Below are 25,133 nucleotides of genomic sequence, written 5' to 3'. Positions count from 1 at the left end.
CTGCCATATGGTGAGGTAGAGCCTGAAGACTATTTTAAGTCTGCTGCGTTTACCATTTCGCCACCCCGGCGGGGCGGCGGAAGGTAGGGACGTCGGGCGGTACCTTGCGCGATGGATCCACACGACGCCCTTCGCCAGATCGCCCGCCGCACCGCAAGCCAAGCGGTGGTCCCGTTCTCGAACACGCCGGTCGGGGTGGCGCTGCTGCTCACCGACGGCTCGGTGATGACTGGGGCGCGCATCGAAAGCGCCTCGTACCCGCTGACGATTCCCGCATTGCAGGCCGCCTGGGCACGAACGCGCGCCGCCGGCCGGTCCGACATCGTCGCCGTTGCCGCGAGCCGGCCTCTGGCGCCGTCCGAACTCACGTTCCTCTCCGAGGACACGCGCCGCCGTTGGAAGGCCTTCGACGGCGAGATCGCGGCCGTTGACGGGGTCGCTCTTCACGAATCCAAGGCCCCGATCTCTGCAGTTGTGGAGGCCTCTGGCGACCCGTTCGACGCCGCGCTGCGTGCCGCGACCCACGCCCACGCGCCGGTTTCCGACTTCCCCGTTGGGTGCGTGCTCGAGACCGCCAGCGGCTGGGTGGCCGGCTCCAACGTGGAGCACGCCGCCGACTGGACGCGCGGGCTGTGCGGCGAGCGCGTCGCGCTTTCGGCCGCCGTCGCCTCTGGCGCGGGCGCGATCTCGCGCATCTGGCTCGCTTGCCCCAAAGCCCCCGGGGCGACGCCGTGCGGCGGCTGCCGACAGCTTCTCGCTGAGCACGCGCCTCAGGCGGAGGTCCACATTTGGAACGGCGACGGCGCGCCCATCGTGACGACGCCCGCCGACCTGCTGCCGGGCGCCTTCGAGGCCGACCGTCTCCTGGGATGACGCACCGGACGATGCCGCACGAACGCGCGCGAGACGTCGTTGAACCCGCCTCTGGCAGCGCCGCCAGAGGCCGCCGCTGACCCGTGGACCTCGCCCTCGCCGCTCCTCCCTGGCTTCTCGCGCTCTGCGCGCTGCTCGCCGCCGCGCTCGCGTGGTGGACCTACGGCCGCACGACGCCTACGGTCACGGGCTGGAGGCGAGGCGTCCTGACGGCCCTTCGGAGCGCCGCGCTGTTCCTCGTTCTCCTGCTGCTTTTCGGGCCGGTCTGGCGCTCGATCTCCGCCTCTGGCGACGCGCCGCTTCTCGCCGTGCTCGTGGACGAGAGCGAAAGCCTGACGCTGGGCGTCGGGCCGCCAGAGGCCGCCGTTCGGGAGGCGTTGGGCGCGCTCCCCGATGATGACGCGCTCCGCTTCTACGGCTTCGGCGCCGATGCCGCGCCGGTCTCGCGGGACAGCCTCGCGTTTGTCGATCCGCGGACGGATATCGCGAGCGCGCTCGGGCGCATCGAAGCCGACTTCGCGGGGCGGAATCTCCGCGGCGTGCTCCTCGTCTCCGACGGCCGCGTGACGCAGGGCCGCAGTCCCGCCACCCTGGCAGAGCGTTTCCCGGTCCCCATTTTTACCGCCGTCGCGGGGGACAGCCTCTCCACGCGCGACATCCAGCTCGCGCGCGTCGTCACCAACGAGATCGCGTACGCCGGGAGCCCGCTGCCCGTCCGCGTCGGCGTGCGGCAGCAGGGCTACGACGGGCAGACCGTGCCCGTCACCATTGCCTCTGGCGGGGCGGTTGTAGCCCGCACGAGCGTGGCGTTGGCCCCGTCTGGCGCCGAGGCGACCGCCGAGCTCGACATCACGCCGAGCGGCGAGGGGCTCCGGCGCTACACCGTGACCGTTGGGCCTCTTGCGGGCGAGGCCACGACGCGCAACAACACCGAGACGTTTTCGGTCCGCGTGCTGAGCGGAGCGCGCCGCGTGCTGCTCGTCGGCGCCGGGCCGGGGCCGGATCTCGTCGCGATGCGCTCGGTCCTCGAAACCGACCGCCAACTACGCGTGACCACGCGCACGCAGCGCAGCCCCGGCCAGTTCTACGAGGGCCCGCTGCCCGCGAACCTGACGGCGTTCGATCTCCTCGTGCTCGTTGGCTACCCGGGCGGGGCGGCCTCTGGCGCTGAAGTGGAGCGCCTCGCGGAAGCCGCCAGAGGCGGCCTGGCGACCCTGTTCGTGCTGGGCACCCAGACCGATCTCGCCACGCTGGGGCGCTCCTTTGGAGACGTGCTCCCCGTTGAGCCCGCGCAGATCCGCTCGGCGTTCGTCGAGGCGGGCGCCGCCGCGACGGCCGCTGGCGAGGCGCACCCGATCCTGAGCGAGACCGGCGTGGACCCGGCGCGGCTGCAGGCGCTCCCGCCGCTGCAGATCAGCACGACGCGGTGGGTGCTCCAGCCTGGCGCCCGCACGCTGCTCGCCGTGCGCCGCGGGGGGCAGACCTTCGACGCGCCGCTTCTGGCGGTTCGGCAGCAGGGCGCCGTCCGCTCCGCCGCGGTCCTGGGCACGGGCCTCTGGCGCTGGCGCACGCTCCCGCCCGACCTAGACGTGCTCGCGCCCGTGCTCTCTGGCCTCACGTCGGGACTCGTGCGGTGGACCACCGCCGTCCGCGATCGCCGCCCGGTCCGCATCCGCGCCGACCGCGCGCTGTTCGACGCCCGCGAGAGGGTCACGCTCTCCGGGGAGGTCTACACCGAGACGTTAGAACCCGTCGAGGATGCCGAGGTCGCGCTCACCATCCGCGGCGCCGGCGCGCCGGTCGAACTCCCCATGCGCCCCGTCGGCAACGGGCGCTACGTCGCCGACGCAGGCTCGCTCGCGCCCGGCTCGTACACCGTCGAAGGTGTCGCCACCGCCAGAGGCGCACGCCTGGGGTCGGACCGCGCCGTGTTCGGCGTTGGGGAGGTGGGCGTCGAGTTCCGCGAACCTGGGGCTGACGTGGGGTTGATGCGGCTCCTGGCGGAGCGCTCCGGCGGGCGAACGGTTCCGTTGGACAGCCTCGCGCCGTGGCTGGCTGGCCTCCGCGAAGCGGGCGGCCTCGCGGACCGTCCTGTGGAGCGCGTCGAGGAGACGCCGCTGCTCGCCTTGCCGTGGCTTCTGGCGATCATTGTCGCCCTGCTCACCACCGAGTGGGTGGTCCGCAAGCGCGCGGGCATGGTGTAGCAGGGAGGCCAATCCCGCTGCGACACGTGTGGCCTCTGGCGCCAGAGGCCTAGCCTGCTCAGCGCTACCGCCTACCGCACGATGTGCAGCGCGCGGTCCCAGCGCGCCTTTCCAGACTCGGGGTCCCACGAGAAATAAATGAGGCGCGCGCGGCCCACGAGGTGCGTGTCCGGCACAAACCCCCACGAGCGGCTGTCCGCCGAGTCGTCGCGGTGATCGCCGAGGACGACGTAGTAGTCCTGGGAGAACGTGAACGAGTCCGCGGGCACGCCCTCCACTCGGAAGCCGCCCGCGACGCGCTCCACCGCCAGAGGCTCGTGCTTGAGGATCGCAGCGCGGTAGAGGCTCCACGTCTCGCTGTCGAGCGGGATCGTCCAGTCCCTGAACGGGACGCGGACGGGTCCCCAGTCGTCCAGGCTGTAAGCGCCAGAGGCGGGGAAATCGGCGCTGCCGTCGCCCGGGCGGCGCACCAGCGCCTCGACGGATTCGACGCCCGGCAGGCGGCGCACGCGGGCGGCGACCTCTTGCGTGGCCTCGATCACCCGCTCGCGGTCGCTCACGCGCTCGATCCGCCCCGTGAGTCCAACAGAAGTGAGGCTGTCGGGTTGGAGAAACGCGCGCTCTGCGAGGAGCACCACCCAGAACTGGCGTCCTGTCGGCGCCCTTTCGACGGGCGCGCCGTCCGCGAACACCTGCTTCTCGCGGATCTCCACGACCTCGCCAGGAAGCCCCACCAGCCGCTTCACGTACGGCGTCCGCCGGTGGATCGGGCCGCCATCGGCGGGGTAGTGGAACACGACCACGTCGCCTCTGGCGGGCGCGCCGATCCCGGGGAGGCGCACGCCGGGCAGAATCGGGTTCGCGCGTTCCCGGCGCGAGAGCGGAAGCCGGAAGGTCTCCGGGATGCGTGTCCCATAGCCCAGCTTGCTCACGAACACGTAGTCGCCCGGCTGAAGCGTCTGCTCCATCGACGACGACGGGATGCGGTAGGCCTCGAACACGCAGGCCCGTAAGAGGAACGCCGCTAGGAACGCGCTCGCGATCACGCGGAACACCGACCACCCGCTCCGGTGCGGCACGGCCGGCGCCGTGGCCTCTGGCGCCAGAGGCGGGACCGCCTCTCGCGCGAGGTGCGCGTCCATCCTCGGCGGATGCACGCGCCAGCGCGGCACGAGCGGCGACGCCAGAGGCGTGACCTCTGGCGCCCGCTGCGGGGTGGGATCGTCGCTCACAGGGCGCCGCTACCCATCAGCGAATGGGGCGGAAAAACCGACTCGGACGGACAAAGGGGAACTCGCCCTTGAACGACAGGAACTTGAAGACGGCCTTGCCTACGAGGTGCGTTTTGGGCACGAAGCCCCAGTAGCGGCTGTCGACCGAGTTGTCGCGGTTGTCGCCCATCGCGAAGTAGTAGTCGGCTTTGAACGTGTACGTGTCCCGCGCGACGCCGTTGAGGAGGTAGCCGCCCCCGCGCGCCTCGGCGACCTCGACGCCTTCGTACTGCTCCAGCACGTCGGCATAAGTCTCCATCGTTTCGGCGGTGACGTCGATGGTCATGCCCACACCGGGCACCACGAGCGGGCCGTACTGGTCCGCGTTCCACGCCAGGGCGGGGTCGTAGATGAGGTCGATCGCGCGCGGGTCGAACAAGCGGGGATCGCTAAAGGAAATCGAGTCCGGAAGCACGAACGGCTCCACGCGCGCGACTTCGGGGTCCGCCGCCAGAAGCTGGGCGCCGCCGGGCGTCGTGGTGATGTCGAATTGACGGACGCCGTCTGCTGCCTGTCCGTCCGTGCCTTCCAGGTACTGCACGTTCATGTCCAGCATCTCGCGAGCGGTCGGCCGGTCGCCATCGGCCGAGAAGGCGCGCCAGCGCTGCTTCAGAGTCGCACCGAGGGGCACGGGCGAGCCGTTGAGGATCAGCATCTTGTCGACCATCGCGAGCGTGTCACCAGGCACGGCCACGATGCGCTTGATGTATGGCGCGCGCCGCTCGATAGGCGTGTCTGCCGGGATCACACCCCGCTCCACGTCGACCGCCGCCGGGTAGTTGAACACGGCCACGTCGCCTCTGGCGGGCTCCGAGAACCCGGGCAGGCGCGTCTGCGGGAAAACGAGGCCGGGGACGTAGATCCGCGTAAACGGGATGCCGATCGTGTTCGGCGTGCGTGCCCCGTAGTGCAGCTTGCTCACGATCAGGAAGTCGCCCACCAGCAGCGTGTCCTCCATCGACTCCGACGGGATCCGGTAGGGCTCGAAGATGAACGCCCGCAGGAACAGGATGACGACGATCGCCTTGATCCAGAACGAGACGTTCTCCTTGAACGTCGGCTTGATCTTTTCCGGCTTGCGGCCAGACCTCTGGCGCGTGGTGCGCCCCGGCCTCTTGCGAGACGGGCGGTCAGGGGTCACCGAGGCGTCGGGAGGGGTACTGGGCACGGGCGGAGAGGGAGGGGGCCGGCTCTACGAGCAAAGCGGCCGAATGGTACGAGCGGTGCAGCGCCAGAGGCCTGGGGCTACTGCCGAGGCGGCGCTCAGCGGTGGATCAGCCACTTCGTGTCGACGAAGTTGCGCGCCCACCGGGGCGTCCGGATGCGTTCGGTGAAGTAGGCCTCGCCGTCGAAGCCGGTCTTGAACCACTGCTTGCGCTCGAAGTCGTGGTAGTAGTCCACATACGGGACGGTGGCAGGCGCCGCCAGAAGCCGGGCCGATAGGTCAGCCTTGATCTTCGGCATGAGCGTGGACTGCGACTCCCGGCCAGCGATGAGCAGCCCGCGCCCGAACGGTCCGGCGGTATCGAGGACGAGCAGCGGGATCGTGTCGTTGACGACGAACCAGTACTCGAACTGCACGAACTCGCTGCCGAGGTACCGCTCCTGCGCTGCGGCGGCCGCGTTGCGCGTCGGGGTCCCGAACAGCTGGGTCAGCCTCGTGCGCAACTCCAGCGTCCCCATCGTGTCGATGGGCGACGGGATCAGGGCGCTAGCGGCCTTCCAGTACGTCTCGCGGAAGTCCTCCAGAAACGGCTCCTGTGCGCCGGGGTCCGTCTTTTCCCAATCGAGTACGGTGAGCCGCCGCGAGGCCCGCAAGAGGCTATCGGCGCGCGCCGCGAGGGAGTCGGCCTCGCGCTGCCTCTGGCGCTCCGCGTCGGCGTCGAGGCGGCGGAGGGCCCAGTCGGACTGCGGGTAGGCGCGGACAGGAAGCGGGTGGACCGTCGTGAGGTCGGCTTCGGCTGCGGCCTGAGCGGAGCGCACGCGGTTGGCGTCGTCCTGCAACATTTGCACGACGTCCTGCGCCGCTGGCGCGGACGCGCCGGCTACGCACGCGAGGGCGACGAGCACCGCCATCAGGAGCCGGCTGCTCCCAACCGGCCGCCAGCGCGCCAGAGGCCGAGGGTGTACGGGCCTCTGGCGACTCACGAATCCATCGAGAGGACGGCGAGAAAGGCCTCCTGCGGCACCTCGACGGCGCCGATCTGCTTCATCCGCTTCTTGCCCTCTTTCTGCTTCTCTAGGAGTTTCCGCTTTCGCGAGATGTCGCCGCCGTAGCAGCGTGCGGTGACGTCCTTGCGGAGCGCCTTCACGGTCTCGCGAGAGATCACCTTGTTGCCGAGCGCGGCCTGGATCGCCACGTCGAACATCTGCCGCGGGATCAACTCGCGGAGCTTCTTGCAAAGCCGGCGGCCCATGTCGTAGGCCTTGTCCTTGTGCACGATCGTCGAGAGCGCGTCCACGGGGTCGCCGTTGAGCATGACGTCCAGCTTCTGGAGGTCGCTCGTGCGCTCGTCGATAAACTCGTAGTCGAAGCTGGCGTAGCCGCGGCTGACGCTTTTGAGCTTGTCGTAGAAGTCGAAGACGATCTCCGCCAGAGGCAACTCGTACTGGAGGTCCACGCGGTCAGTCGTGATGTACTCCTGCGTGATGTAGGTGCCGCGGCGTTCCTGGCACAGCCCCATCAGGGCACCGATGTACTCGGTCGGGGTGATGATCTGCGCCGTCACATACGGCTCGCGGATCTCGCTGATGATGCCCCGGTCGGGCATCTCGCTCGGGTTCTCGACCTCGATGGTCTCGCCAGAGGTCAGCTCGACCGAGTAGCGAACGTTGGGCATCGTGGTGACGATGTCCAAGTTGAACTCCCGGTCCAGACGCTCTTGCACCACCTCCATGTGGAGCATGCCGAGAAAGCCGACGCGGAAGCCGAAGCCGAGCGCGGCGCTGGTCTCGGGCTCGTACGTGAGCGCGGCGTCGTTGAGTTGGAGGCGTTCCAGCGCGGCGCGGAGGTCCTCGAAGTCGGCGGAGTCGGTCGGGTAGATGCCCGAGAACACCATCGGCTTCACGTCGCGGTAGCCGGGGAGCTGCTCGCTCGCGCCGCCGCGCGTGTGCGTGACCGTGTCGCCGACCTTCGTGTCCTGCACGTCCTTGACGCTGCCGATGATGTAGCCGACCTCGCCGGGGGTCAGTTCCGGCATCGGCTCCATGCCCAGCTTGAGGTAGCCGATCTCCTCCGCGTTGTACTTCGCGTTGGTGGCCATAAACGTGATCGGGTCCCCCTTGCGGAGCGTGCCCTCCTTCACGCGGACGTACACGATGCTGCCGCGGTACGTGTCAAACGTAGAGTCGAAGATGAGCGACTGCAGCGGCGCGTCGGGGTCTCCTCCTGGGGGCGGCACGCGGTCCACGATGGCCTGCAGCACCGCGTCGATGCCGACCCCGGTCTTGGCCGAGACCTTGAGCACGTCCGCGGGGTCGCCGCCGATCAGGTCCGTGATGGACTGTGCGACGATGTCGGGCTGAGCACTCGGCAGGTCGACCTTGTTGAGGACGGGGATGATCTCCAGGTCCTGTCCCATCGCGAGGTACAGGTTCGAGATCGTCTGCGCCTCGATCCCCTGCGCGGCGTCTACGACCAGGATTGCGCCCTCGCATGCGTTGAGCGCGCGGCTGACCTCGTAAGTGAAGTCCACGTGCCCCGGCGTGTCGATCAGGTTGAGCGCGTACGTCTCGCCGTCCTCGGCGGTGTGCCGCATCCGGATCGCGTGGCTCTTGATGGTGATGCCGCGCTCGCGCTCCAGGTCCATGGAGTCCAGCACTTGCGCCTGCATCTCGCGGGACGTAAGCGTGCCTGTGGCTTCCAAGAGGCGATCGGCCAGGGTGGATTTCCCGTGGTCGATGTGGGCGATGATGCAGAAGTTGCGGAGCCTATCCTGCGGGATGCGCGAAGCCACGGAGCGGTGTTGGACGTGCGAGGGGAGATCGAACGCGAAAGTACCGCCGAGCGTGCCTGTGGAGGCCCAAGAAGCGGGGAAGCGGTACAGCGGGCTAGAGCCACCGGCACGCGGTGGCGCGCAGGCCCCGTCGCCAGAGGCCTCTGGCACTCAGCGCCTTGGGTGCGTGGGGCCTCTGGCGTGCCGCTCCTCTGGCGCCAGAGGATCAGAGGCGCACGCGCAAGCCCACCTCGAAGGACGACACGTTCGCGGGGCCGTCCATGAGCGCTGCGCGCCCTTCCGCGCCGATGCCTACGCTGCGCTGCGGGTAGTAGTCCAGGCCCAATCCCACAACCGCGTACGGCCGTGCGCCGCTGAAACTGGACGACGGGGAGCACACGTCGCCGAACTCGGGGAAGCACCCGAAGCCGCCCCCGTCGTAGTCCAGGACGGCTACGCCGAGGCCTGCAAGCGCGCGGAGGCCGAGCCCGCTGCCGCGAGTGGCTAGCGATGCGAAGACCTCGCCGGAGCCCCCGGTCATGGAGCCGCCATCGTCGATCCCGACGTCGCTCTCAGCAAAGCGGGCGAGCCGACCGCCAACGGCAACGGGGCCTCGAACGGTTCGCTCCGCGCTCAACGAGACTGCGGCGTTGAGCCACGGGCCCGCGATACCGCCAGAAGCCGCAACCCGCCACGGTTTGGCCTCTGGCGCGACCGTGGACCGCGTCTCTGGCGCTGTTTGCGCAGCCACGTGGGACACCGCGAGAAGAAAGACGAGGGAGAGCCGACGCATGGGATTCTGGAAACAGCGCCAGAGGCTCAGAAGCGGAGGCGTAGGCCCGCATCCAGCGTGGACGCGTTGGGGCCGGAAAACGATGGGTCCACGCGGTACTCCGCGCCGATCGCGACGGCGTGCGTGAGGTGAAGGTCGGTCCCGAGTCCGACGATGGAATATGTGTAGAGGCCCGAAAAGCCTTGGGATCCGGTGCAGGCTCCGAACTCGGGCTCGCACGGGAGGCCGCCCGAGTATCCCTCCAGGATGCCGAGCCCAAGCCCGCCGATGAGCCGAAAGCGGACGCGCCCGTTCGTCTGCAGAGCGAGGTACACGTCGCCGGTCGCGCCGGTCTGGCCTCCGCCATCATCAACGGGGATGCCCCCGCCGCCGAACGCGGTCGTTCGGACGCCCAGCGCGAGAGGACTCAGAACGCTTTTGTCCGCGGAAACGGCGACCGCCGTACCGAGCGCCGCATGGAGACCGCCAGAGGCCGCAACCCGCCATGGCCGAGCCTCTGGCGTGCGCGGGGAGCGCGCGTCGGACTCGGATTGAGCCAGGGCGCCAGGGGCGGCCAGTACGAGCAGCAGAATGAGCAGGCGCATGGATGGTGCGGTGGCAGGCGTAAAGGCTAGGGTCGCGCTCTACATTTCGCCATGCGTATCGCGTTGACCTGCCTCATCCTGCTTTCCCTCGCGCTCCCCCGCGCGCACGCTCAAGCCGCCAGCGGCGTCGTGCTAGACGCCGAGAGCGGCCAGCCGATCCCTGGCGCCAACGTGCTTCTCGCCGGCTCCCAAACCGGCGACGCGACCGACGCCGACGGCCGGTTCGCGCTCGTGACGCCTCTGGCGGGCTCGCGTACGCTCGTGATCTCGGCCGTGGGATACGAGACCGAAACGCGCCCGGTCGTGCTCCCGACCGATGGCCTGACGGTTCGGCTGAGCCCTGCCACGCTGAGTCTCGGCGAGGCCGTCGTCGAGCGCGAGCAGCCGCGCCTCTGGCGCCAGCGGCTGCGGCGGTTCGAGCGCGAGTTTATCGGCACGTCGCGCAACGCCAGAGGCGTGCGCATTCTGAACCCGGAGGTTCTGGACCTGCGTGAGTCCGAAGGCGGGTTGTTCATGGCGGAAGCCGAGGCTACGCTGGAGGTCGAGAACGCATCGCTTGGGTACAGCCTGACGCTCTACGGCCTTCGGTTCACTTCTACCGGGGACCGGTGGCAGTGGCAGGGCGAGGTCACGTTCCGCGAGATGGAGGGGACGGGCCGCCAGAGGCGCCGGTGGGAGCGGGCGCGCGAAAGTGCTTACAACGGCTCGTGGCCGCATTTCGCAGCGCGGCTGGCCTCTGGCGACGCCTACGCCGCAGGCTACCGCGTGCTGCCGACCTCGCGGCCGGGCACGCGGATCTCGATCAACACGCTGACGCTCAGCGAGGACCAACTACAGGACGCCATCACTGTCGTCGATCCCGGCGTGCTCCGGTTGAGCGTTCCCGCCGCGTGGCACGTCCGGTATCTCCGCGAGGAAGACCCACGTTCCACCGCAGCGCGGAGCCGCGGCGGCGGGCAGGTTTCATACCTCGTGCTCAAGGGCGGCGACGTGAGCCTCACGCCATCCGGCCAGGTGCTCGACCCGCTCGACGTGGTCCGCTATGGCTACTGGGACTGGGAGCGCGTGGCCGATCTCCTGCCGACGGACTACGTGCCGAGCGCGCGCTGACGCCAGAGGCCTCTGGCGCCGCTACACGACCGGCGGAGGCGCCGGGTCGGTGTGCGGCTCGGCTACAACGGGCTCGTCCACAACGGTGACGGCCTCTGGCGTCGCGGGGCGGTTCCGGTCGTGGACGTACTCCTGGAACGCCTTCTGCGTCACCAGGACGCCGACCACGCCCGCGATGATCGCGAGGTCCGCGATGTTGCCGATGGGGAACAGGGCGACGTACTTGCCCCCCCAAATGGGGAGCCAGTCCGGCGGATAGCCGCTCCATACGTCGAGGTGCACGAAGTCCACGACCTTGCCGAAGAAGATGTGGCCGTAGCCCCAGATCTCGGCGTAGAACACGCGGTCGATCACGTTGCCGAGCGCGCCCCCGAGGATCAGCGCGAGCGAGACGCGGTACCCCGCCGGGGCGTCCCGCACGTGGCGGAGGTAGAAGAAGATGGCCACGGTCGCGACGACCGAGAAGATGCTCAAGAGCAGCTTGCCAATGGGCTCCCCGTCCCACAGCTCCATCCCGAACGCCATGCCCGGGTTTTCGGTGAACGTCCACTTGAACACGTCGCCCACGACCGAGATCGACTCGCCGAGCCGCATCGTGGACTTGACGATCACCTTCGTGACCTGATCCACGAGGACGATGGCGAGAGTATACCAGAGAGCGCGCATGAGCCAGAGCGGGGGAGTGGTGGCCTCTGGCGTCAGAGGCCGTCGGGCGTAGACGAGCGAACGCGCGAGACGTTGCGCGCTAAGCCGCGGGGCGGCGAACGGCGATGGTAACGGGGCCGTGGCCGAAATCCGTCTCCGTCGCGGCGTCGCCAGAGGCGTCACCGGACGAAAGCGCGAGCGCGAGGGTTTCCGCGCTCACGTACTCGTGGTGCGCCAGAAGGGCCGCGGAGACGGCCTCTGGCGCCGCGTAGACGATCTCGATGCGGTCTGTCACCTCGTAGTCCGCGTCCTTGCGGAGCGCCTGCACGCGGTTGACGAACTCACGCGCAATGCCCTCGGCGCGAAGGTCGTCGGTCAACGCCGTGTCCAGCGAGACGGTGACCGTCCGGTCGCCCGTGGTCTCCTGACGCACGGGGCGGCCCTCCACGCCTTCGCTGACGACCTCGATGTCGCCCGCGACGAACGTCACGTCCTCGCCCGCCAGCGGCAGCGTAAGCGTGCCGTCGCGCTCGTAGGCCACGATGGCCTCTGGCGAGAGCGTGGTGATAAGTGCCTTGGCCGCGCCCATGTTCTTGCCCAGCCGGCGGCCGAGCGTCTTGAAGTTGGGCCGTGCGCTCTTGTTGACGAGCCCGCCGCTGCCGCTCACCGTTTCGAGCCGCTTGACGTTCACCTCGTCCAAGATCACGTCCTCGACGGACCGGAGCGTTGCCTCGTCCACGCCGTCCACGTCGGTCACAACAAGCAACTCCGCCAGAGGCTGACGCACGCCGATGCCAGCATCGTTGCGGAGCGCGAGCGCGGCGGTTACGACGGCCCGCGCGAGTGCCATCCGGTCTTCGAGGTCGGTGTCCAACCGCTCGCCAGAGGCCTCGGGGAAATCGGTAAGGTGGACGCTTTTGCCGGGGCGGAGTTGGCTGTACAACCACTCAGCGGTGAACGGCGCCAGAGGCGCCATGAGCTGCGCGACGGTCCGTAGGCACTCGTAGAGAGTGTCGTAGGCGGCGCGCTTGTCGGCGTCGTCCGTGCTCTTCCAGAACCGGCGTCGGCTGCGGCGGACGTACCAGTTGGACATGTCGTCCACGAACGTCTGGATGGAGCGGGCCGCGCGCGTCGGGTGGTAGCCGTCGAGGGCCTCGTCGGTCTCCGCGATCGTGCTCTGCAGGCGCGAGAGCACCCAGCGGTCCAGCTCGCTCCGGCGCGCCAGAGGCGTCGCGGCGTCCTCGTCGTAGTGGTAGCCGTCCACGTTCGCGTAGGTCGCGAAAAAGCGGTACGTGTTGACGAGCGTGCCGAAAAACTTGCGGCGCGTCTCCAGAACGGCGTCGTCGGAGTAGCGCAGGCTTTCCCACGGCGGGCTCGCGGCCATCATGTTCCAGCGCACCGGGTCTGCGCCGTGCGTCGCGATGGCGGCGAACGGGTCCACAGCGTTGCCCTTGGACTTCGACATCTTCTGGCCGCTGGCGTCCAACACAAGGCCATTCACGACGACGTTCTTGAAGGCGACCGAGTCCGTGATGAGCGTGCCGAGTGCGTGGAGCGTGTAGAACCACCCGCGCGTCTGGTCTACGCCTTCGGCGATAAAGTCCGCCGGGTAGTTGCGCGCAAAGGCGTCATCGTTCTCGAAGGGTTGGTGCCACTGCGCGAACGGCATCGCGCCCGAGTCGAACCACACGTCCAGCAGGTCCGGGATGCGGCGCATGGTCCCGCCGTTGGGCGCCGGCCACGTCAGCGCGTCCACGTAGGGGCGGTGCAGGTCTACCTCGCCAGAGGCCGGGTTGAGCGCCTCTGGCGGGAACGTGCCGCCGCACTTCTCGCGGAGCTGCTCGATGCTGCCGATGACTTCCACGTAGTCCGGGTCCTCGTCACTCACCCAGATGGGAAGCGGCGTGCCCCAGTAGCGCATCCGGCTGAGTGCCCAGTCCACGTTGTTCTCCAGCCATTGGCCAAACCGGCCTGTACCAATGGCTTCCGGCTGCCAGTTGATCGTTTGGTTGAGCTCCACCATCCGATCCTTGACCCGCGTCGTCTCCACGAACCACGAGTCTACCGGGTACGACATCAGCGGCGTGCCCTTGCGCCAATCGTGCGGGTAGTTGTGGACGTAGGAGTCCTCGCGCCAGAGGAGGCCTCGGGCGGCGAGGTCGCGGATGATCGGGCGGTCGGCGTCCTTGAACCAGAGGCCGCCGCAAACCGGGAAGCCCTCGGCAAACGTGCCGTCGGGCTCGACGGGGTTGAGCAGCGGAATGCCCTCACGTTGGCCCGTCAGGTTGTCATCGGCGCCGAAGGCGGGTGCGGTGTGGACGATGCCGGTGCCGTCGTCCGTCGTGACGTAGTTGGCGCCGACAACGCGCCAGAGGCCTTCGCGCGCAAACGCTTCGTCGCCCGTGGCGCGGTCCACGAACCACTCGCCCGCTTCGGGCATCATGGGCTCGTAGCGGCGCCCGATGAGGTCGGCGCCCGTAAGGTGCTCCACGATGACGGCGTTCTCGTCTTTGATCGTCGCGGCCATGCGGCTCTCGGCGACGATGAGGTGCTCCGTCCCGCCGCCTTCTTTCGCGACGCGGACCTTGACGTACCGGATCTTCGGGCCGACGGCCATCGCGGCGTTGCTGGGGACCGTCCAGGGCGTCGTGGTCCACGCCAAGAGCGACGTGCCAGGCTCGTCCGCCAGAGGCGCGCGGACGATGATGCTCGGGTCCTGCACCTCCTCGTAACCCAGGCTCACCTCGTGGCTGGAGAGAACGGTCCCGTTGGCGGGGCTGTACCACTGAATCTTGTGCCCGCGGTAGAGCAGCCCCTTCTGGTGTAGCACTTGGAGCAACGCCCAGACGCTCTCGATGTACTCGTTCTCGTACGTGACGTAGGGCGCCGAGAGGTCCACCCAGTAGCCCATGCGGACCGTCAGAGAGTCCCAAAGGCCCTTGTACTTGAGTACGCTCTCGCGGCAGGCCGCGTTGTACTCCGCGATGCCGTACTCCTCGACGGCGTGACGCCCTTCGAGCCCGAGCGCCTTTTCGACCTCGATCTCGACCGGGAGGCCGTGCGTGTCCCAGCCCGCCTTGCGGTCCACGCGGAAGCCCTTCATCGTCTTGTAGCGGCAGAAGAGGTCCTTCAGCGTCCGCGCGAGAACGTGGTGAATGCCGGGTTTACCGTTCGCCGTCGGCGGGCCTTCGTAGAAGGCGAACGTCGGCGCGCGGTCGCGGAGATCGAGGCTGCGCTGGAACGTGTCCTCGGCGTCCCACCGGTCCAGAATCGCCTTCTCTACCGTGACCTGGTCGAAGGCGTCGGCGTCGGGGTAGCGGGAAGCGGTGGGCATCTGCGGCTCTGGAAGTGGAGCGCGAAAGGTACCGCTACACCTCAGGCCTCTGGCGCCAGAGGCCCGGTTTCGCCTAGAGGTTCATGTCTGCACTTCCCGCGGGCTGTGCAGGCGAAGTAGGAGCGGCTGCAAGAGAGCAACTGGCCAGTCAGGCAGGTGCATCGTCGCCGAGACCACTTCGCGCAACGCACGGACTCACGGGGGCTGGCCGTTGCGCCAGAGGCGGATTGCGCGGCGCCACTGCGCGTCATAGGCACGGTCTCGCACGAGAGTCCACACGTCGAACGGGGCGTCGCCGCTCTCGCGCCGCGCCGTGCGCTCAAAGGCGAAGACGCCGCTGGCGTACGACCACACTTCGCGGTCGAAGCGGTTTTCGACACGCTCGGGCGGTCCGAAGATGACGTAGATCATGCCGCGGTCCGTTTTCCACCCTTCGGTGTAGGTCGAAAAGCGCCGGTTGGCTTCTTCGACGCGCTCGTAGTAGGCGCGGAAGGTGGCAGCAGCCTGGCGGCGGTCGCGGAAAAGTCCGCCCCAGAACGCGTCGAACGCGAAGCGGAGCGAGTCGGGGCCGGCATCGCGCAAGAGGTTCTTCTCGCGAGGCGTGGCGAGGTACGCCAGAGGCTGAACCAAGTCCTCCACGCCGACGAGCAGGGGAAAATCCTCGGGCCGGACGACGAACGTACGCTCCGTGGTGGCTTCTTCGCGCGCGTCGCCCTCGGCCGTCATGACGATCCGGTACACGCCCGGCGCCAGAGGCGGCAGCGCGGTCTCGATGGTCAGGCGCGCATCTGGAGATGGGATCCTCTGGCGCGAGACGAGAACGGTGTCGGGGTCGCTCGCGAGAACGCCTCTGGCGCGAAGCGAAACGCGCGAGGGGGCAAACGCCGAGGGCGGCTCCGCAACCGTCGTGTCCGCGCGGAGCCGCAAGAGGTCGGCGCGGACCGAAACGGCCCCGGCGGCACCGAACACGTCGAGGCGGACCTGGAGGGAGTCCAGGTCTGAGGGCACGCCGAGAGCGAGGAGTGGTTGATAGGCCTGCGTGGTGGCCAGGATGCCGCGGAGGCGGGGGAGGCCGAGCGCCAGCCCCTCGCTCGGCTCCGGGACCCGGATGCTGAGGCGTCGGAGCGCCGTCCGGCCTGTCCGCACGTCCTCCACTTCGGCCTGTACCACGAGCGCGCCGGCAACGGCAGGCAGCCGCTGGCGTACAACGAGCGGCACGAACGAGGCCGTCTCGGCGTAGGTCGCCACGCGCAGCGTGTCTGCGCGGGCGGGCGACGCCAGAGGCGTGTTCTCGAGGTCGGACAGCCGGAACGCCGTTCGGACGATCGTGCGGAAGCCCTCGTCATCACGCGTGAACACGAGCGACGAACGCGGAATCGAGACCAGCGCTTCGATCTCGACCGGGTCGACCGCCGAGATGACGCTCGCGTCCAGATCGAAATCCGGCACGCCGGGGGTGTAACCGTTGGCGCGGCCGTCGGCCGACGGCCGCGCGCCGCCGCAGCCCGCGAGAAGGGCGAGGCCGCAGAAGGCAAACGCGAGCGCGGCTCGGCTCACGCAGCCTCGGCCGCTGCGCGCACGATCGCGGCAAAGCCTGCCGCATCCAGCGACGCGCCACCGACGAGCCCGCCGTCGACGTCCTCTTGCGCGAACAGCGTCGCGGCGTTGCCGGGCTTGACGCTGCCGCCGTAGAGGATTTGCACGCCAGAGGCGAGGTCGCCCAGCCTCTGGCGGAGCGCTGCGCGAATGGTGGCGTGCATGTCTTGCGCCTGCTCGGGAGACGCCGTCTCGCCCGTGCCGATGGCCCAGACGGGCTCGTACGCGATCACGAGGGCGTCGTCAGAGGCCACGTCGAGGCCGTCGAGCGACCCCTCTAGCTGGCGCCGCACGACTGCTTCCGCGTCGCCCGATTTGCGCTCCTCCAGCGTCTCGCCGACGCACACGATGGGCACCAGCCCGTGCGCCATCGCGCCTCTGGCGCGGGCGGCTACATCCGCGTCGGTCTCTCCGAAAAGGGCGCGGCGTTCAGAGTGGCCGACGATGGCGTAGGTGCATCCCAGGTCGCTCAGCATCGGCGCCGAGGTCTCGCCGGTAAACGCGCCAGAGGCCTCGGCGGCGACGTTCTGCGCGCCGAGTGCCACCTGGGTACCCCGCACGCGCTCTGCGACGGCGTCCAGCCACACGAACGGCGGGCACACGCCCACGCCGGCCTTCCCCGCGATGCCCTCAGTTTCCCGAACCACGTCGGCCGCGAGGGCGATCGCCTCTGCGTGCGAGGTGTTCATTTTCCAGTTGCCGACGACGAGCATTGCAGTTCAGGGTGGGGGAGGGGCCCGAAGATACCGAGCGCGGCCGCTGCTTCCCGACCGGTGCTGTGACCCTTGCAAAACGATCCACGTGCGCGCCTCTGGCGCCAGAGGCGTCTACCCCCTCACGTCGTCCCCGACCCGGCGAAAGATGCCTCGGACCACCGGCTCGCCGTTCTTCTCGTCCGCCGCCGCGCGTTCGGAGAGCGCGAGGCCTGCGCCAGAGGCTGCCGCTTCCAGGGCCTCTGGCGAGCCGGCCGGTGCGCTGGCCCAGACCCAAGCTCCAGGGTGCATCACGCGGTGCACGTAGGCGAAATCTTCTGGCGTAGGGAGCGCTTCGAAATGCACCGCCACCCAGTCAAATGTGTCGTCGGCAAAGCCGAGCGAATCCGGGGTTGCTCGGGAGACGCGCGCCTCGGCCACATCAGGGCCGAGGACGGCCGCGAGTGCGTCGCGGGCAGGCTCCGGGTTGGCGTCGCAGGCCCAGACCTCGAATCCGAGTCGGGCGATGTTAGCCGTCAAGGTGCCATCCCCACAGCCGACGTGCAGGATGCGGGCCAGGGGCGGGACCGCTGCCAGTGTTCTGAGCAGGTGGTCCATCCGGCTACAACGTGACGGTTTCCTCGACGGTGGACTCGTCCTGAACCGTGCTCCAATCTGTTGCCTCGCGCATGTGGGCGCACCAGCGGCAGCGCACGGCGCGGCAGGCGGGGTCCAGTCGCGGAAGCGAGGCGATAGAGGGCGGAAGCGTCACGTCCCCGTTGTCGCCAGAGGCCACCTGCATCTGGGCCGTCGCGGTCTCCGCGAGCGCGGTGATAAACAGGGGGTGGCAGTTGAGGCCGCTGGCGACCTCGTAATGCTCGATTCCCGCCGTCACAGCGCGAGCACGCTCCACCACGTCCAGGCCGTACGCGGTCTCGATGTGGTCAGATGTGAACGTGACCGGCACCACGAGGATGCCCTCGAAGCCTTCGTCCGCGATCTGCTCGATGACCTCTCCCGTACTCGGTCCCAGGCCACGGCCGGGCACGCCGACGCGGTGGAAGGAGACGTGGGAAAAGCGCCCGCCGTCGGTATCTGCGCGGTACTTGGTGACCTCTTGCACGGTCGCGTGGACCAGGCAGCAGTACGGGTCGCGGCTTTCCTTCAGCGCGTGCAGCGGCGCGCCGTGCGCCGTGAACACGATGTTGACGCGGTCACGCACGGAAGAGGGAAACCGCTGCAATCCCTCGTCGATCCGCTCAGAAAGCGCGCGGATGTACTTGGGGTGGGCGGCGTACTCGTAGACGTAGCTGGTCGGGCGAGACTCGATCTCGCCGTTGTCCTCCAACGCCTTCCAGAAGGCGAGCGAAGTACCGGTCGTCGTGCTGGAGTAGTGCGGGTGCAACGGGAGAAGGACCAGCCGGTCCACGCCAGCGGCCACCATCTCGCGCGCGGCGTTGTAGCACGTCGGGTGCCCGTACCGCATCGCGACAAACGTCTTGAACTGAACGCCGAGCGAGTCGCCGTAGCGGTCCTGGAGCTCCCGCTGGAGCGCTTTGGCCTGCTCTCTCGCGTGGCGGACCACCGGGCTTTCCCCGCCAATTAGCTCGTACTCGCGCATGAGCTTGCGAGCCCGGCGCTTGGCGTACAGCCGCGAAAACCGGTCGCGGATGAATCCCGGGACGCGCATCCGCATCGCGGCGGGGTCCATGAGCCGGTTGTACAGGAAGGGCTCCACGTCGGCACGCTCTAGCGGGCCCCCGTGGTTCATGAGCACCACACCGACAGTCTCGCCACGCCGTACCTCCACCGGGGCCTGATCGTAGAACGCCCCCGAGATCAATCGGGGGTCATCTTGAAAGCCTGCGAGGTACTCGCGTGGGGTCATCTCGTTTCGACGCTGCGGTGAACGGAAACAGCCGGGGATTTCCCCGGGCTCGTATGAGCAAGTAACTCCATCGCGTCCCCCCCGCGCATGGCGAGAGGGTGAAGCGTGGCCGGGACCTCCGGTTTTGACTGTACCTGAATACTGCCGCGCTGCGGCGTGGCGATTGCAGCGCGCCAGAGGCCCTGTCCACGCGCGCTTCGTATTCCTAGAGCGCGACGAGCGTCTCGGCAAAGGCGTGCCGGAGTTCGGGGCCGCGGAGCTCGGCCCACGTTTCGTGCAGTTCCCGTTGGCGCTCGGCCTCTGGCGTGGTCTCGCGCGAGAGGTGCAGCGACATCAGACGCGCTTCCGCCCGGTCCAGGATCGCGTCGGCCTGGCGCACGGGCCCGGGGGCGGTGGTTTCCGCGATGCCGAGCACGAAGCGGATGCCGGAGCAAGCCAAAGCGAGGTGGTACGCGACGTCGGCCTCTGGCGCGGCGCCGTCCTTTTCCCAGGAGATCAAGGCCTCAATGCGTTGCCAGAGCGCGCTGCCGAGCAGGTGGCGGACCCGCGTGCGGCCCGGAATCACGCCGGGGTCCGCGACGTAGTCGTCCCACACGTGGGGCGCGTCGTCTGGCGTCTCGACGCCCGCGCGCTGTTGGGACGCCAGTCGCTCGACGAGCCGCTGCGCGCGCCCGATCCACGACTCGAAAGAGTGGCCCTGGAGAACGGTGCGAAGCGAATCGAGCGACCTCTGGCGGCGCAACTCGATGGCGTCATCCCCGGGGTTGTCTTCGATCAGTCGTTCGAGGTCGAACGTGTGGTTGAGTCCGTACGCGAGGCGCCGGAGCCCGCGGTGCAGCGATTCGACCGTCTCGCGGGGCAAGATGGGCTCGAAGACCTCCAGCGAAAGGCGGACGCGGTGCACCGCCAGCAGCAGCCGGAACGGCCCTCGTGGCCGGTCCAGGTCTGCCGCGCACCACCCGAGTTGGCCGAAGTGGTACGAGAGGATCTGCAGCGCCGCCTCCAAAATGGAATCGTCGGGCTGGATGCGGGGACGTCGGGCCGTGGGCCGGTCGCCAGAGGCCTCTGGCGCGGTCTCCGCTGCGGTCAGCCCGATCGGCGAGACGGCCGAGCGAGCAACGGAGTGGACCGTCGGCGAGGGCCGTACTTCTGGGGGCGATGCTGACTCCGGCGCTTCGACTCGAAGTCCCGGAACGCTCTCCCGGTCGTCTGGCGTCGCGGCGGGCTCCGTGAGTGCGGGCTCCGCCACATCGCCAGAGGCCTCGTGCGGCTCTGCGTCGGGCTCGGGGACGCCGTCTTCGTCCACGGGGTCGTGGAGGATGGGTGTCGTCGTTTCGCCGGGCTGAAACAGGGCGAGAAGATCCTCGATGTCGCTGACCTCTCCGGACGGCAGCGCGATCTCGGGACGCATCGGGGGGGCGCCGTCGCCAGAGGCCTGGGGCTCGGACGGAACCTCGGCGCGCGCAGATTTGGGGCGCGGAGCCGAGTCCATCGGGGGGACGCGGTCGGGCGAGATCGCCACCGGCGCGACGGCCTCCGCGCCACCGGCCATCATCTCCGACACGCGGTACGCGTGGTGGTCGGAGGCGGGCGCTCGGGTTTGCATCTCGAAAATGGCCATCCGCTGTTCCCGGAATTGCTGCTTCCAGTGCCTCACGCGCGCCGTGCTGAGTTCGACCTGGTTCGCGATCGTGGACGAGCGGAAGCCTCTGGCGTCGAGCAGGAGCACACGCGCGCGGCGGCGGTGGAGAGCCTGGTCCGACTCCGCGAGGATCTCAAGCGCCTCGCGCTCGTCGGGCAGCAGCAACAAGGGCTCCGTCAAGGAGCGGGGGAGGCGCATCACGCCACGCTCGAACTTGGTAAGCGCGACCGGTACGAGGCCACCTTCTCGGAGCAACGGGTCGAGGGCGTACAGGTCGGCTTCGTGCCCCGCGTCTGATAGCTCGATGTCCAATTCGTTGGTCGCGTACGGCCCCTCGGGCAACTCGATCACGACCACGTCGAACGAGAGCAGGCCGAGAAGGCGGGTGCCGTCGTACGCCATCCGGGGGGTGCGGTACTGCCGGAATCGGATCAGGGGATGCAACGGCTCCACCAGTCCCGGCGCGCTACCGCCGACGAGCGATTCGAGCGCTTCATGGAGCAGTCCTCTGGGAGTGTCGAACACCTCGGTGTGCGGGCCGTCCAGGGTCGCCTCGATCTCCAGCCTCGGGTCGTCCGGCCGGACGCCACGCAGAAGGGCGCGCCGCTCGCCGCCTTGCTCGCGGACGCGCAGGCACATGCCCTGCCGCAGCAACTCCGCGTCCTCCGTGTCGAAGTAGTAATCGCGGATGTTGACCGACGGGAGGGCCTCCAACTGGTAGCCCGCGAGGTCCCGCGCCTGGACAAGGCCTCCAAAGGCGCCGGGGCGCTGTGCGACGTAGGTACGAGAAGGCATGAGCGGGACCGGTGATTCGGCAATCTACGAGTCAGCCGCTCCATTCGGTCACGTTGCGCGACACCTCGCGCAAGAGCCCCGCGCGGCCTCTGGCGCGTCGAGACAGGCTCTATGCCTTCGGTAGGCCTGCTCTCGCCGAGGCGTACGGCATCACGCACGCTCTTCGAGAAACGATCCGAGAGAGATGGCGTACCACCTTTTACCGCCCTCCCAAGGGCCCCCATCTCCGAACTCTCCCTCTCACCATGGCCACTTCGAACCCCAACACCGATTCCACCGACGAGCCTCTCGCGGACCGCGCCAACGTCGGCTCCGACAAGACGGCTGGCGGCCCCGAGCCCGTTACCGATACCGCTCCCGTTGTGCCCACCGGTTCGGCTGAGCCTGCCAAGCAGGCCGTTTCTGGCTCAGCCTCGCCCGCTCCAGGCCGCGTCGCCATGCCTACGCCGGGGGAATACGAGATGCCCGACGATTACGCGAGCGACAGCCCCGTCGAGAAGGTGAAGCAGTGGGCAGAGGCGCACCCCGGCCTGGCGCTTCTCGCCGCCAGCGGCGTCGGCCTCGTAGTCGGTCGTTTGCTTATCGCGATGTCGCCCGATCCTGAGCCTCCGACCCTGACCGAGCGCGTCGAGAAGCGCGCGAAGGTGCTTCAGAAGCAGGCGAAAGGATCGTACGCCGAAGCCAAGCACACCGCTGGCGACGCCGCAACCGCCTCCGCAGCAGCCCTGGCTGCCGCCGCGGTCGCATTGAAGGAAGCCGCCGAGCACGTCGCTGAGCGCGCAGGCGAAGCCGCCGAGGAAGGCGTCGACAAGGCGAAAGACTTCGCCGACGTGATGAGCGACGCCGTCAAGGTCGCCGTGACCGGCGTCGTCGCTAAGAAGGCTGACGGTTGGATCAAGAAGTTCCGCGACTAGCCTCTGGCGTCCGCCGAACGAAACAGCGCCCACCCGGATCTCCAGGTGGGCGCTTTGCTTGTGCGCCAGAGGCCTCTGGCGGTGCACGGCGAGCAACGCGTCCAGGCTACATCGGACGCGCGCGGTCTCTAGTCGGAGCTGCTCGTGCTGGGTTTCGCTGCGGGCTTCGCGGTGGCCTTTTCTGCCTTGGCCGGCTTCGCGTCGCCAGAGGCCTTCTTGTCCTCGCCGCCGCTTTTCTTGACGTAGTCCGTCAGGTAGAAGCCGGAGCCTTTGAACTGCAGGCCGGCGCCACCGGAGATCACGCGCTCGACGGGCTCTCCGGTCTCCGGGTCCTGCGTCAGGGCGTCGTCAGACATCTTTTGGAAGTGCTCGAAGGTGGTGCCGTCGGCGCGGCGGTAGCGGTAAGTCGGCATGGGGCGTCGGGTGTTTCGGGAAAGCTAGAACGGGCCTCTGGCGCACGCCTTCGCGTGAGCTTGGTCTGACACGCGCACGAAGTGCGGGCGTTTCGCGTCTCGCCAGAGGCGAGTTCTCGCGTTCTCCGCCCAGCGCGCGTACCCATGTCACGTGGGGCTGCGTCCATCCCCCACGGTTTCCAGCTCTCGCATGCGCGCTCTCGTCGTCGGTTGTTTCCTCCTCCTCGCCGCTTCCGCGGGCGCCCAATCTGTCAACGGGTTCGTGCGCGACGCCGCCTCTGGCGAGACGCTGATCGGTGCCAACGTCGTGGTCGTGGACGGCTCCGCGGCCGGGCGTGGGTCGGCCACGAACGTCCAGGGGTTTTATACGCTGGGCAGCCTGCCCGCGGACTCGCTGACGCTCCGCTACTCGTTTATCGGGTACCAGACGCTGACGCGCCGCATCGCGCTGGCCTCTGGCGAGACGCAGCGGATCGACATCGACCTCGCGCCAGAGGCCTCGCTGGGTGAGGTGGTGGTCGAGGCCGACGAGCCCATCGAGCAGGCCGCGGCGGTGGGCACGATCGACGTGCCGATCCGGCTCGTCAAGGACCTCCCGACGGCGTTCGAGGCGGACCTTTTCCGCGCGATCCAACTGCTGCCGGGCGTGAAGTCCTCCAGCGACTTCTCCAGCGGCCTATACATCCGCGGCGGTAGCCCGGACCAGACGCTGATCCTCCTAGACGGCACGACGGTTTACAACCCGACGCACTTCTTCGGCTTTTTCAGCACGTTCAACACGGACGCGATCAAAGACGTGCGCCTCTATAAAGGGGCGTACCCGACGACCTACGGAGGACGCCTGGGCTCGGTGATCGACATCTACAACCGAGACGGCAACCGCAACGAGACCCACGGCAACGTTTCGGTTGGGCTTCTGGCGAGCCGGGTCGGCATCGAAGGACCTGTCCCGGGCGTGGGGCGGAGCTCGTACTCCTTCAACGCGCGGCGCTCCACGCTGGAGCCGCTCCTGGCAACGCTGCGCGAGAACCTGGATCAGGACGGCATCCCGGACAAGTTTTACTTCTACGACCTCAACGCTAAGGTCGGTGTCGACCTCACCGACCGTGACCGCGTATCGGTCTCGGCGTACGCCGGGCGCGATATCGTCGGCGTGCCGTTTGGTGAGAACTCGCAGTTCGACCTCGACTACGGCAACCGGACGCTTTCGGCGTCCTACAACCGCATCCTCGGCGAGACGACGTTCCTGCAGACGCGCGCGACGGCCAGCCGCTATTTCTCGCTCCCGGAGGCGCTCGTCTTCGGGACCGAGTTCACGAACACGAACACGGTCACGGACTACTCTGGCCGCGTGGACCTGGAGTGGCTCCCGAGTGAGAAGCTGGAGGTCTCGACCGGCGCGTGGGGAGGGCATTTCCGGCTGGACTACAAGCAGACCTTCAACGAGCAGGTCCAGATCGACTTTACGAGCCCATCGGGGTACGGGTCTGGCTACGTCCAGGCAAAGGTCCGGCCCACGCCACAGTGGATCTTGACGGGCGGTCTGCGCGCGCAGTACTTCTCTCGCGGGGACTACCTCCGCTTCTCGCCGCAGGCGCAGATCGAGCGCAAGCTCGGCTCCGACACCGTAGTCCAACTCGCGGCCGGGCGGTACCACCAGTTCCTCTCGCTGATCTCCAACGAAGCGTTCTCCGGGTTCGACACGTGGGTGACCGTCGGTCAGGGCGTCGTGCCGCAGGAGTCCGAGCAGATGGTGCTCGGACTCAAGACCCGCGTCGGTAAGGCGTACCGATTGGATGTGGAGCTGTACGGCCGCCTCTTGCGCGATCTGTTCGACCAGCGGCCGGGCGTCCAGGACGTGAGCGGCTTGGACTACGACGAGCTGTTCCGTGTCGGCGAGGGCTACGCGTACGGGGCGGAGATCCTGCTAGAGAAGGGGCTCGGCCGGGCCACAGGCCTGATCGGCTACACGCTGGGTGTCACGCGCCGCCGCTATCCCGGCGAGTTCGGCTTCGAGGACTTCTTCGCGCCCAAGTACGACCGTCTGCATGACCTGAACATCGTGGCCTCCTACGACCTGGGCAAAGGCTGGAGCGCGACCGCTGTCGGCAAGTACGCGACCGGACAGGCCTACACGTCCGCCGACGCGAGCTATACCGTCTCGGACGTTCCCTTCCTAGAGGACGGCGAGCTCGATGGCTTGTACACCACCGCGCTCAACAACGCGCGATTGCCACCCTACCACCGCGTTGACGTGGGTTTCAAGCGCGTCGGGCGCTTTTTCGGCGTGGGCGATTACGAGCTCCAGCTGCAGGCCATCAACGTCTATAGCCGCCGCAACATCTGGTTTCCGACCTACGACTTCGACACCGACCCCATCACCGTCGACTTCGTGCGCCAGCTTCCTTTCCTGCCGAACGTCTCGTTCAGCCTCGACTTCTAGC

General features: G+C 68.5%; 19 protein-coding genes. 5 read left to right on the top strand and 14 right to left on the bottom strand.

Going from position 1 to position 25,133, the window contains the following annotated elements:
• The first annotated feature begins 111 nt into the window (after positions 1-111).
• Positions 112-873: a cytidine deaminase gene (locus BSZ36_RS07540; RefSeq protein ID WP_094547515.1), complete on the top strand. Its 762-nt coding sequence runs from the start codon at positions 112-114 to the stop codon at positions 871-873.
• Between the two features lie 83 nt (positions 874-956).
• Positions 957-3,077: a hypothetical protein gene (locus BSZ36_RS07535; protein ID WP_094547513.1), complete on the top strand. Its 2,121-nt coding sequence runs from the start codon at positions 957-959 to the stop codon at positions 3,075-3,077.
• A gap of 71 nt (positions 3,078-3,148) precedes the next feature.
• Here the strand turns inward: BSZ36_RS07535 and lepB (BSZ36_RS07530) are convergent, their stop codons facing one another.
• From lepB (BSZ36_RS07530) to BSZ36_RS07505, 6 genes are all read right to left on the bottom strand, one after another.
• Positions 3,149-4,309, bottom strand: a complete 1,161-nt coding sequence (gene lepB, locus BSZ36_RS07530) for a signal peptidase I (RefSeq protein ID WP_094547511.1) — start codon at positions 4,307-4,309, stop codon at positions 3,149-3,151.
• A gap of 16 nt (positions 4,310-4,325) precedes the next feature.
• The gene (lepB, locus tag BSZ36_RS07525) at positions 4,326-5,516 is read right to left on the bottom strand and encodes a signal peptidase I (RefSeq protein WP_094547509.1); all 1,191 of its coding nucleotides are present in this window, start codon (positions 5,514-5,516) and stop codon (positions 4,326-4,328) included.
• 95 nt (positions 5,517-5,611) lie between these two features.
• A complete protein-coding gene (locus BSZ36_RS19320; RefSeq protein ID WP_179271078.1) occupies positions 5,612-6,418 on the bottom strand; it encodes a hypothetical protein in 807 nt (268 codons plus the stop codon).
• A 74-nt stretch (positions 6,419-6,492) separates the two neighbouring features.
• Complete coding sequence (gene lepA / locus BSZ36_RS07515; protein ID WP_094547505.1) at positions 6,493-8,304, bottom strand: translation elongation factor 4; 1,812 nt, start codon at positions 8,302-8,304, stop codon at positions 6,493-6,495.
• Between the two features lie 205 nt (positions 8,305-8,509).
• Positions 8,510-9,076: a hypothetical protein gene (locus tag BSZ36_RS07510; protein WP_094547503.1), complete on the bottom strand. Its 567-nt coding sequence runs from the start codon at positions 9,074-9,076 to the stop codon at positions 8,510-8,512.
• A gap of 26 nt (positions 9,077-9,102) precedes the next feature.
• Positions 9,103-9,660, bottom strand: coding sequence for a hypothetical protein (locus BSZ36_RS07505; protein WP_094547501.1), 558 nt, complete (start codon positions 9,658-9,660; stop codon positions 9,103-9,105).
• 51 nt (positions 9,661-9,711) lie between these two features.
• Between BSZ36_RS07505 and BSZ36_RS07500 the strand changes: the two genes are divergently transcribed.
• On the top strand, positions 9,712-10,770 hold the full coding sequence (locus BSZ36_RS07500; RefSeq protein ID WP_094547499.1) for a carboxypeptidase-like regulatory domain-containing protein: 1,059 nt from the start codon (positions 9,712-9,714) through the stop codon (positions 10,768-10,770).
• A gap of 21 nt (positions 10,771-10,791) precedes the next feature.
• Here BSZ36_RS07500 and BSZ36_RS07495 read toward each other — a convergent pair whose 3' ends face one another.
• From BSZ36_RS07495 to BSZ36_RS07465, 7 genes are all read right to left on the bottom strand, one after another.
• Positions 10,792-11,436, bottom strand: a complete 645-nt coding sequence (locus BSZ36_RS07495) for a signal peptidase II (protein ID WP_094547497.1) — start codon at positions 11,434-11,436, stop codon at positions 10,792-10,794.
• A gap of 79 nt (positions 11,437-11,515) precedes the next feature.
• On the bottom strand, positions 11,516-14,749 hold the full coding sequence (gene ileS, locus BSZ36_RS07490; RefSeq protein ID WP_094547495.1) for an isoleucine--tRNA ligase: 3,234 nt from the start codon (positions 14,747-14,749) through the stop codon (positions 11,516-11,518).
• A gap of 195 nt (positions 14,750-14,944) precedes the next feature.
• Positions 14,945-16,306, bottom strand: coding sequence for a GWxTD domain-containing protein (locus BSZ36_RS19690; protein WP_218827604.1), 1,362 nt, complete (start codon positions 16,304-16,306; stop codon positions 14,945-14,947).
• Complete coding sequence (gene tpiA, locus BSZ36_RS07480) at positions 16,303-17,058, bottom strand: triose-phosphate isomerase (RefSeq protein WP_094547493.1); 756 nt, start codon at positions 17,056-17,058, stop codon at positions 16,303-16,305. Before tpiA ends, BSZ36_RS19690 begins: the two co-directional genes overlap by 4 nt.
• Before the next feature lie 114 nt (positions 17,059-17,172).
• Positions 17,173-17,655, bottom strand: a complete 483-nt coding sequence (locus BSZ36_RS07475) for a class I SAM-dependent methyltransferase (protein ID WP_094547491.1) — start codon at positions 17,653-17,655, stop codon at positions 17,173-17,175.
• A 4-nt stretch (positions 17,656-17,659) separates the two neighbouring features.
• Positions 17,660-18,925: a ferrochelatase gene (gene hemH / locus BSZ36_RS07470; protein ID WP_094547489.1), complete on the bottom strand. Its 1,266-nt coding sequence runs from the start codon at positions 18,923-18,925 to the stop codon at positions 17,660-17,662.
• Between the two features lie 205 nt (positions 18,926-19,130).
• Positions 19,131-21,362 (bottom strand): CYTH domain-containing protein, encoded by a 2,232-nt coding sequence (locus tag BSZ36_RS07465; protein ID WP_094547487.1) that lies wholly within the window; start codon positions 21,360-21,362, stop codon positions 19,131-19,133.
• Between the two features lie 245 nt (positions 21,363-21,607).
• Here BSZ36_RS07465 and BSZ36_RS07460 point away from each other — a divergent pair, with 245 nt between their 5' ends.
• Positions 21,608-22,276, top strand: a complete 669-nt coding sequence (locus BSZ36_RS07460) for a hypothetical protein (protein ID WP_094547485.1) — start codon at positions 21,608-21,610, stop codon at positions 22,274-22,276.
• A 128-nt stretch (positions 22,277-22,404) separates the two neighbouring features.
• Here BSZ36_RS07460 and BSZ36_RS07455 read toward each other — a convergent pair whose 3' ends face one another.
• On the bottom strand, positions 22,405-22,689 hold the full coding sequence (locus BSZ36_RS07455; RefSeq protein WP_094547483.1) for an FmdB family zinc ribbon protein: 285 nt from the start codon (positions 22,687-22,689) through the stop codon (positions 22,405-22,407).
• A gap of 190 nt (positions 22,690-22,879) precedes the next feature.
• Here BSZ36_RS07455 and BSZ36_RS07450 point away from each other — a divergent pair, with 190 nt between their 5' ends.
• Complete coding sequence (locus BSZ36_RS07450; protein ID WP_094547481.1) at positions 22,880-25,132, top strand: TonB-dependent receptor; 2,253 nt, start codon at positions 22,880-22,882, stop codon at positions 25,130-25,132.
• The last annotated feature ends 1 nt before the right edge of the window (position 25,133 follow it).

This window comes from Rubricoccus marinus (assembly GCF_002257665.1).
GTDB lineage: Bacteria > Bacteroidota > Rhodothermia > Rhodothermales > Rubricoccaceae > Rubricoccus > Rubricoccus marinus.
Note: the sequence above shows the minus strand (reverse complement) of the source record. Positions and strands in the feature narration are given on the sequence as shown.

What these genes read in the sequence shown, in the direction of transcription:
- BSZ36_RS07540 (WP_094547515.1), top strand. Translation starts at nt 112, where the DNA reads ATGGATCCACACGACGCCCTTCGCCAGATCGCCCGCCGCACCGCAAGC.
- BSZ36_RS07510 (WP_094547503.1), bottom strand. Translation starts at nt 9,076, where the DNA reads ATGCGTCGGCTCTCCCTCGTCTTTCTTCTCGCGGTGTCCCACGTGGCT.
- BSZ36_RS07505 (WP_094547501.1), bottom strand. Translation starts at nt 9,660, where the DNA reads ATGCGCCTGCTCATTCTGCTGCTCGTACTGGCCGCCCCTGGCGCCCTG.
- BSZ36_RS07500 (WP_094547499.1), top strand. Translation starts at nt 9,712, where the DNA reads ATGCGTATCGCGTTGACCTGCCTCATCCTGCTTTCCCTCGCGCTCCCC.
- BSZ36_RS07495 (WP_094547497.1), bottom strand. Translation starts at nt 11,436, where the DNA reads ATGCGCGCTCTCTGGTATACTCTCGCCATCGTCCTCGTGGATCAGGTC.
- ileS (WP_094547495.1), bottom strand. Translation starts at nt 14,749, where the DNA reads ATGCCCACCGCTTCCCGCTACCCCGACGCCGACGCCTTCGACCAGGTC.
- tpiA (WP_094547493.1), bottom strand. Translation starts at nt 17,058, where the DNA reads ATGCTCGTCGTCGGCAACTGGAAAATGAACACCTCGCACGCAGAGGCG.
- BSZ36_RS07475 (WP_094547491.1), bottom strand. Translation starts at nt 17,655, where the DNA reads ATGGACCACCTGCTCAGAACACTGGCAGCGGTCCCGCCCCTGGCCCGC.
- hemH (WP_094547489.1), bottom strand. Translation starts at nt 18,925, where the DNA reads ATGACCCCACGCGAGTACCTCGCAGGCTTTCAAGATGACCCCCGATTG.
- BSZ36_RS07465 (WP_094547487.1), bottom strand. Translation starts at nt 21,362, where the DNA reads ATGCCTTCTCGTACCTACGTCGCACAGCGCCCCGGCGCCTTTGGAGGC.
- BSZ36_RS07460 (WP_094547485.1), top strand. Translation starts at nt 21,608, where the DNA reads ATGGCCACTTCGAACCCCAACACCGATTCCACCGACGAGCCTCTCGCG.
- BSZ36_RS07455 (WP_094547483.1), bottom strand. Translation starts at nt 22,689, where the DNA reads ATGCCGACTTACCGCTACCGCCGCGCCGACGGCACCACCTTCGAGCAC.
- BSZ36_RS07450 (WP_094547481.1), top strand. Translation starts at nt 22,880, where the DNA reads ATGCGCGCTCTCGTCGTCGGTTGTTTCCTCCTCCTCGCCGCTTCCGCG.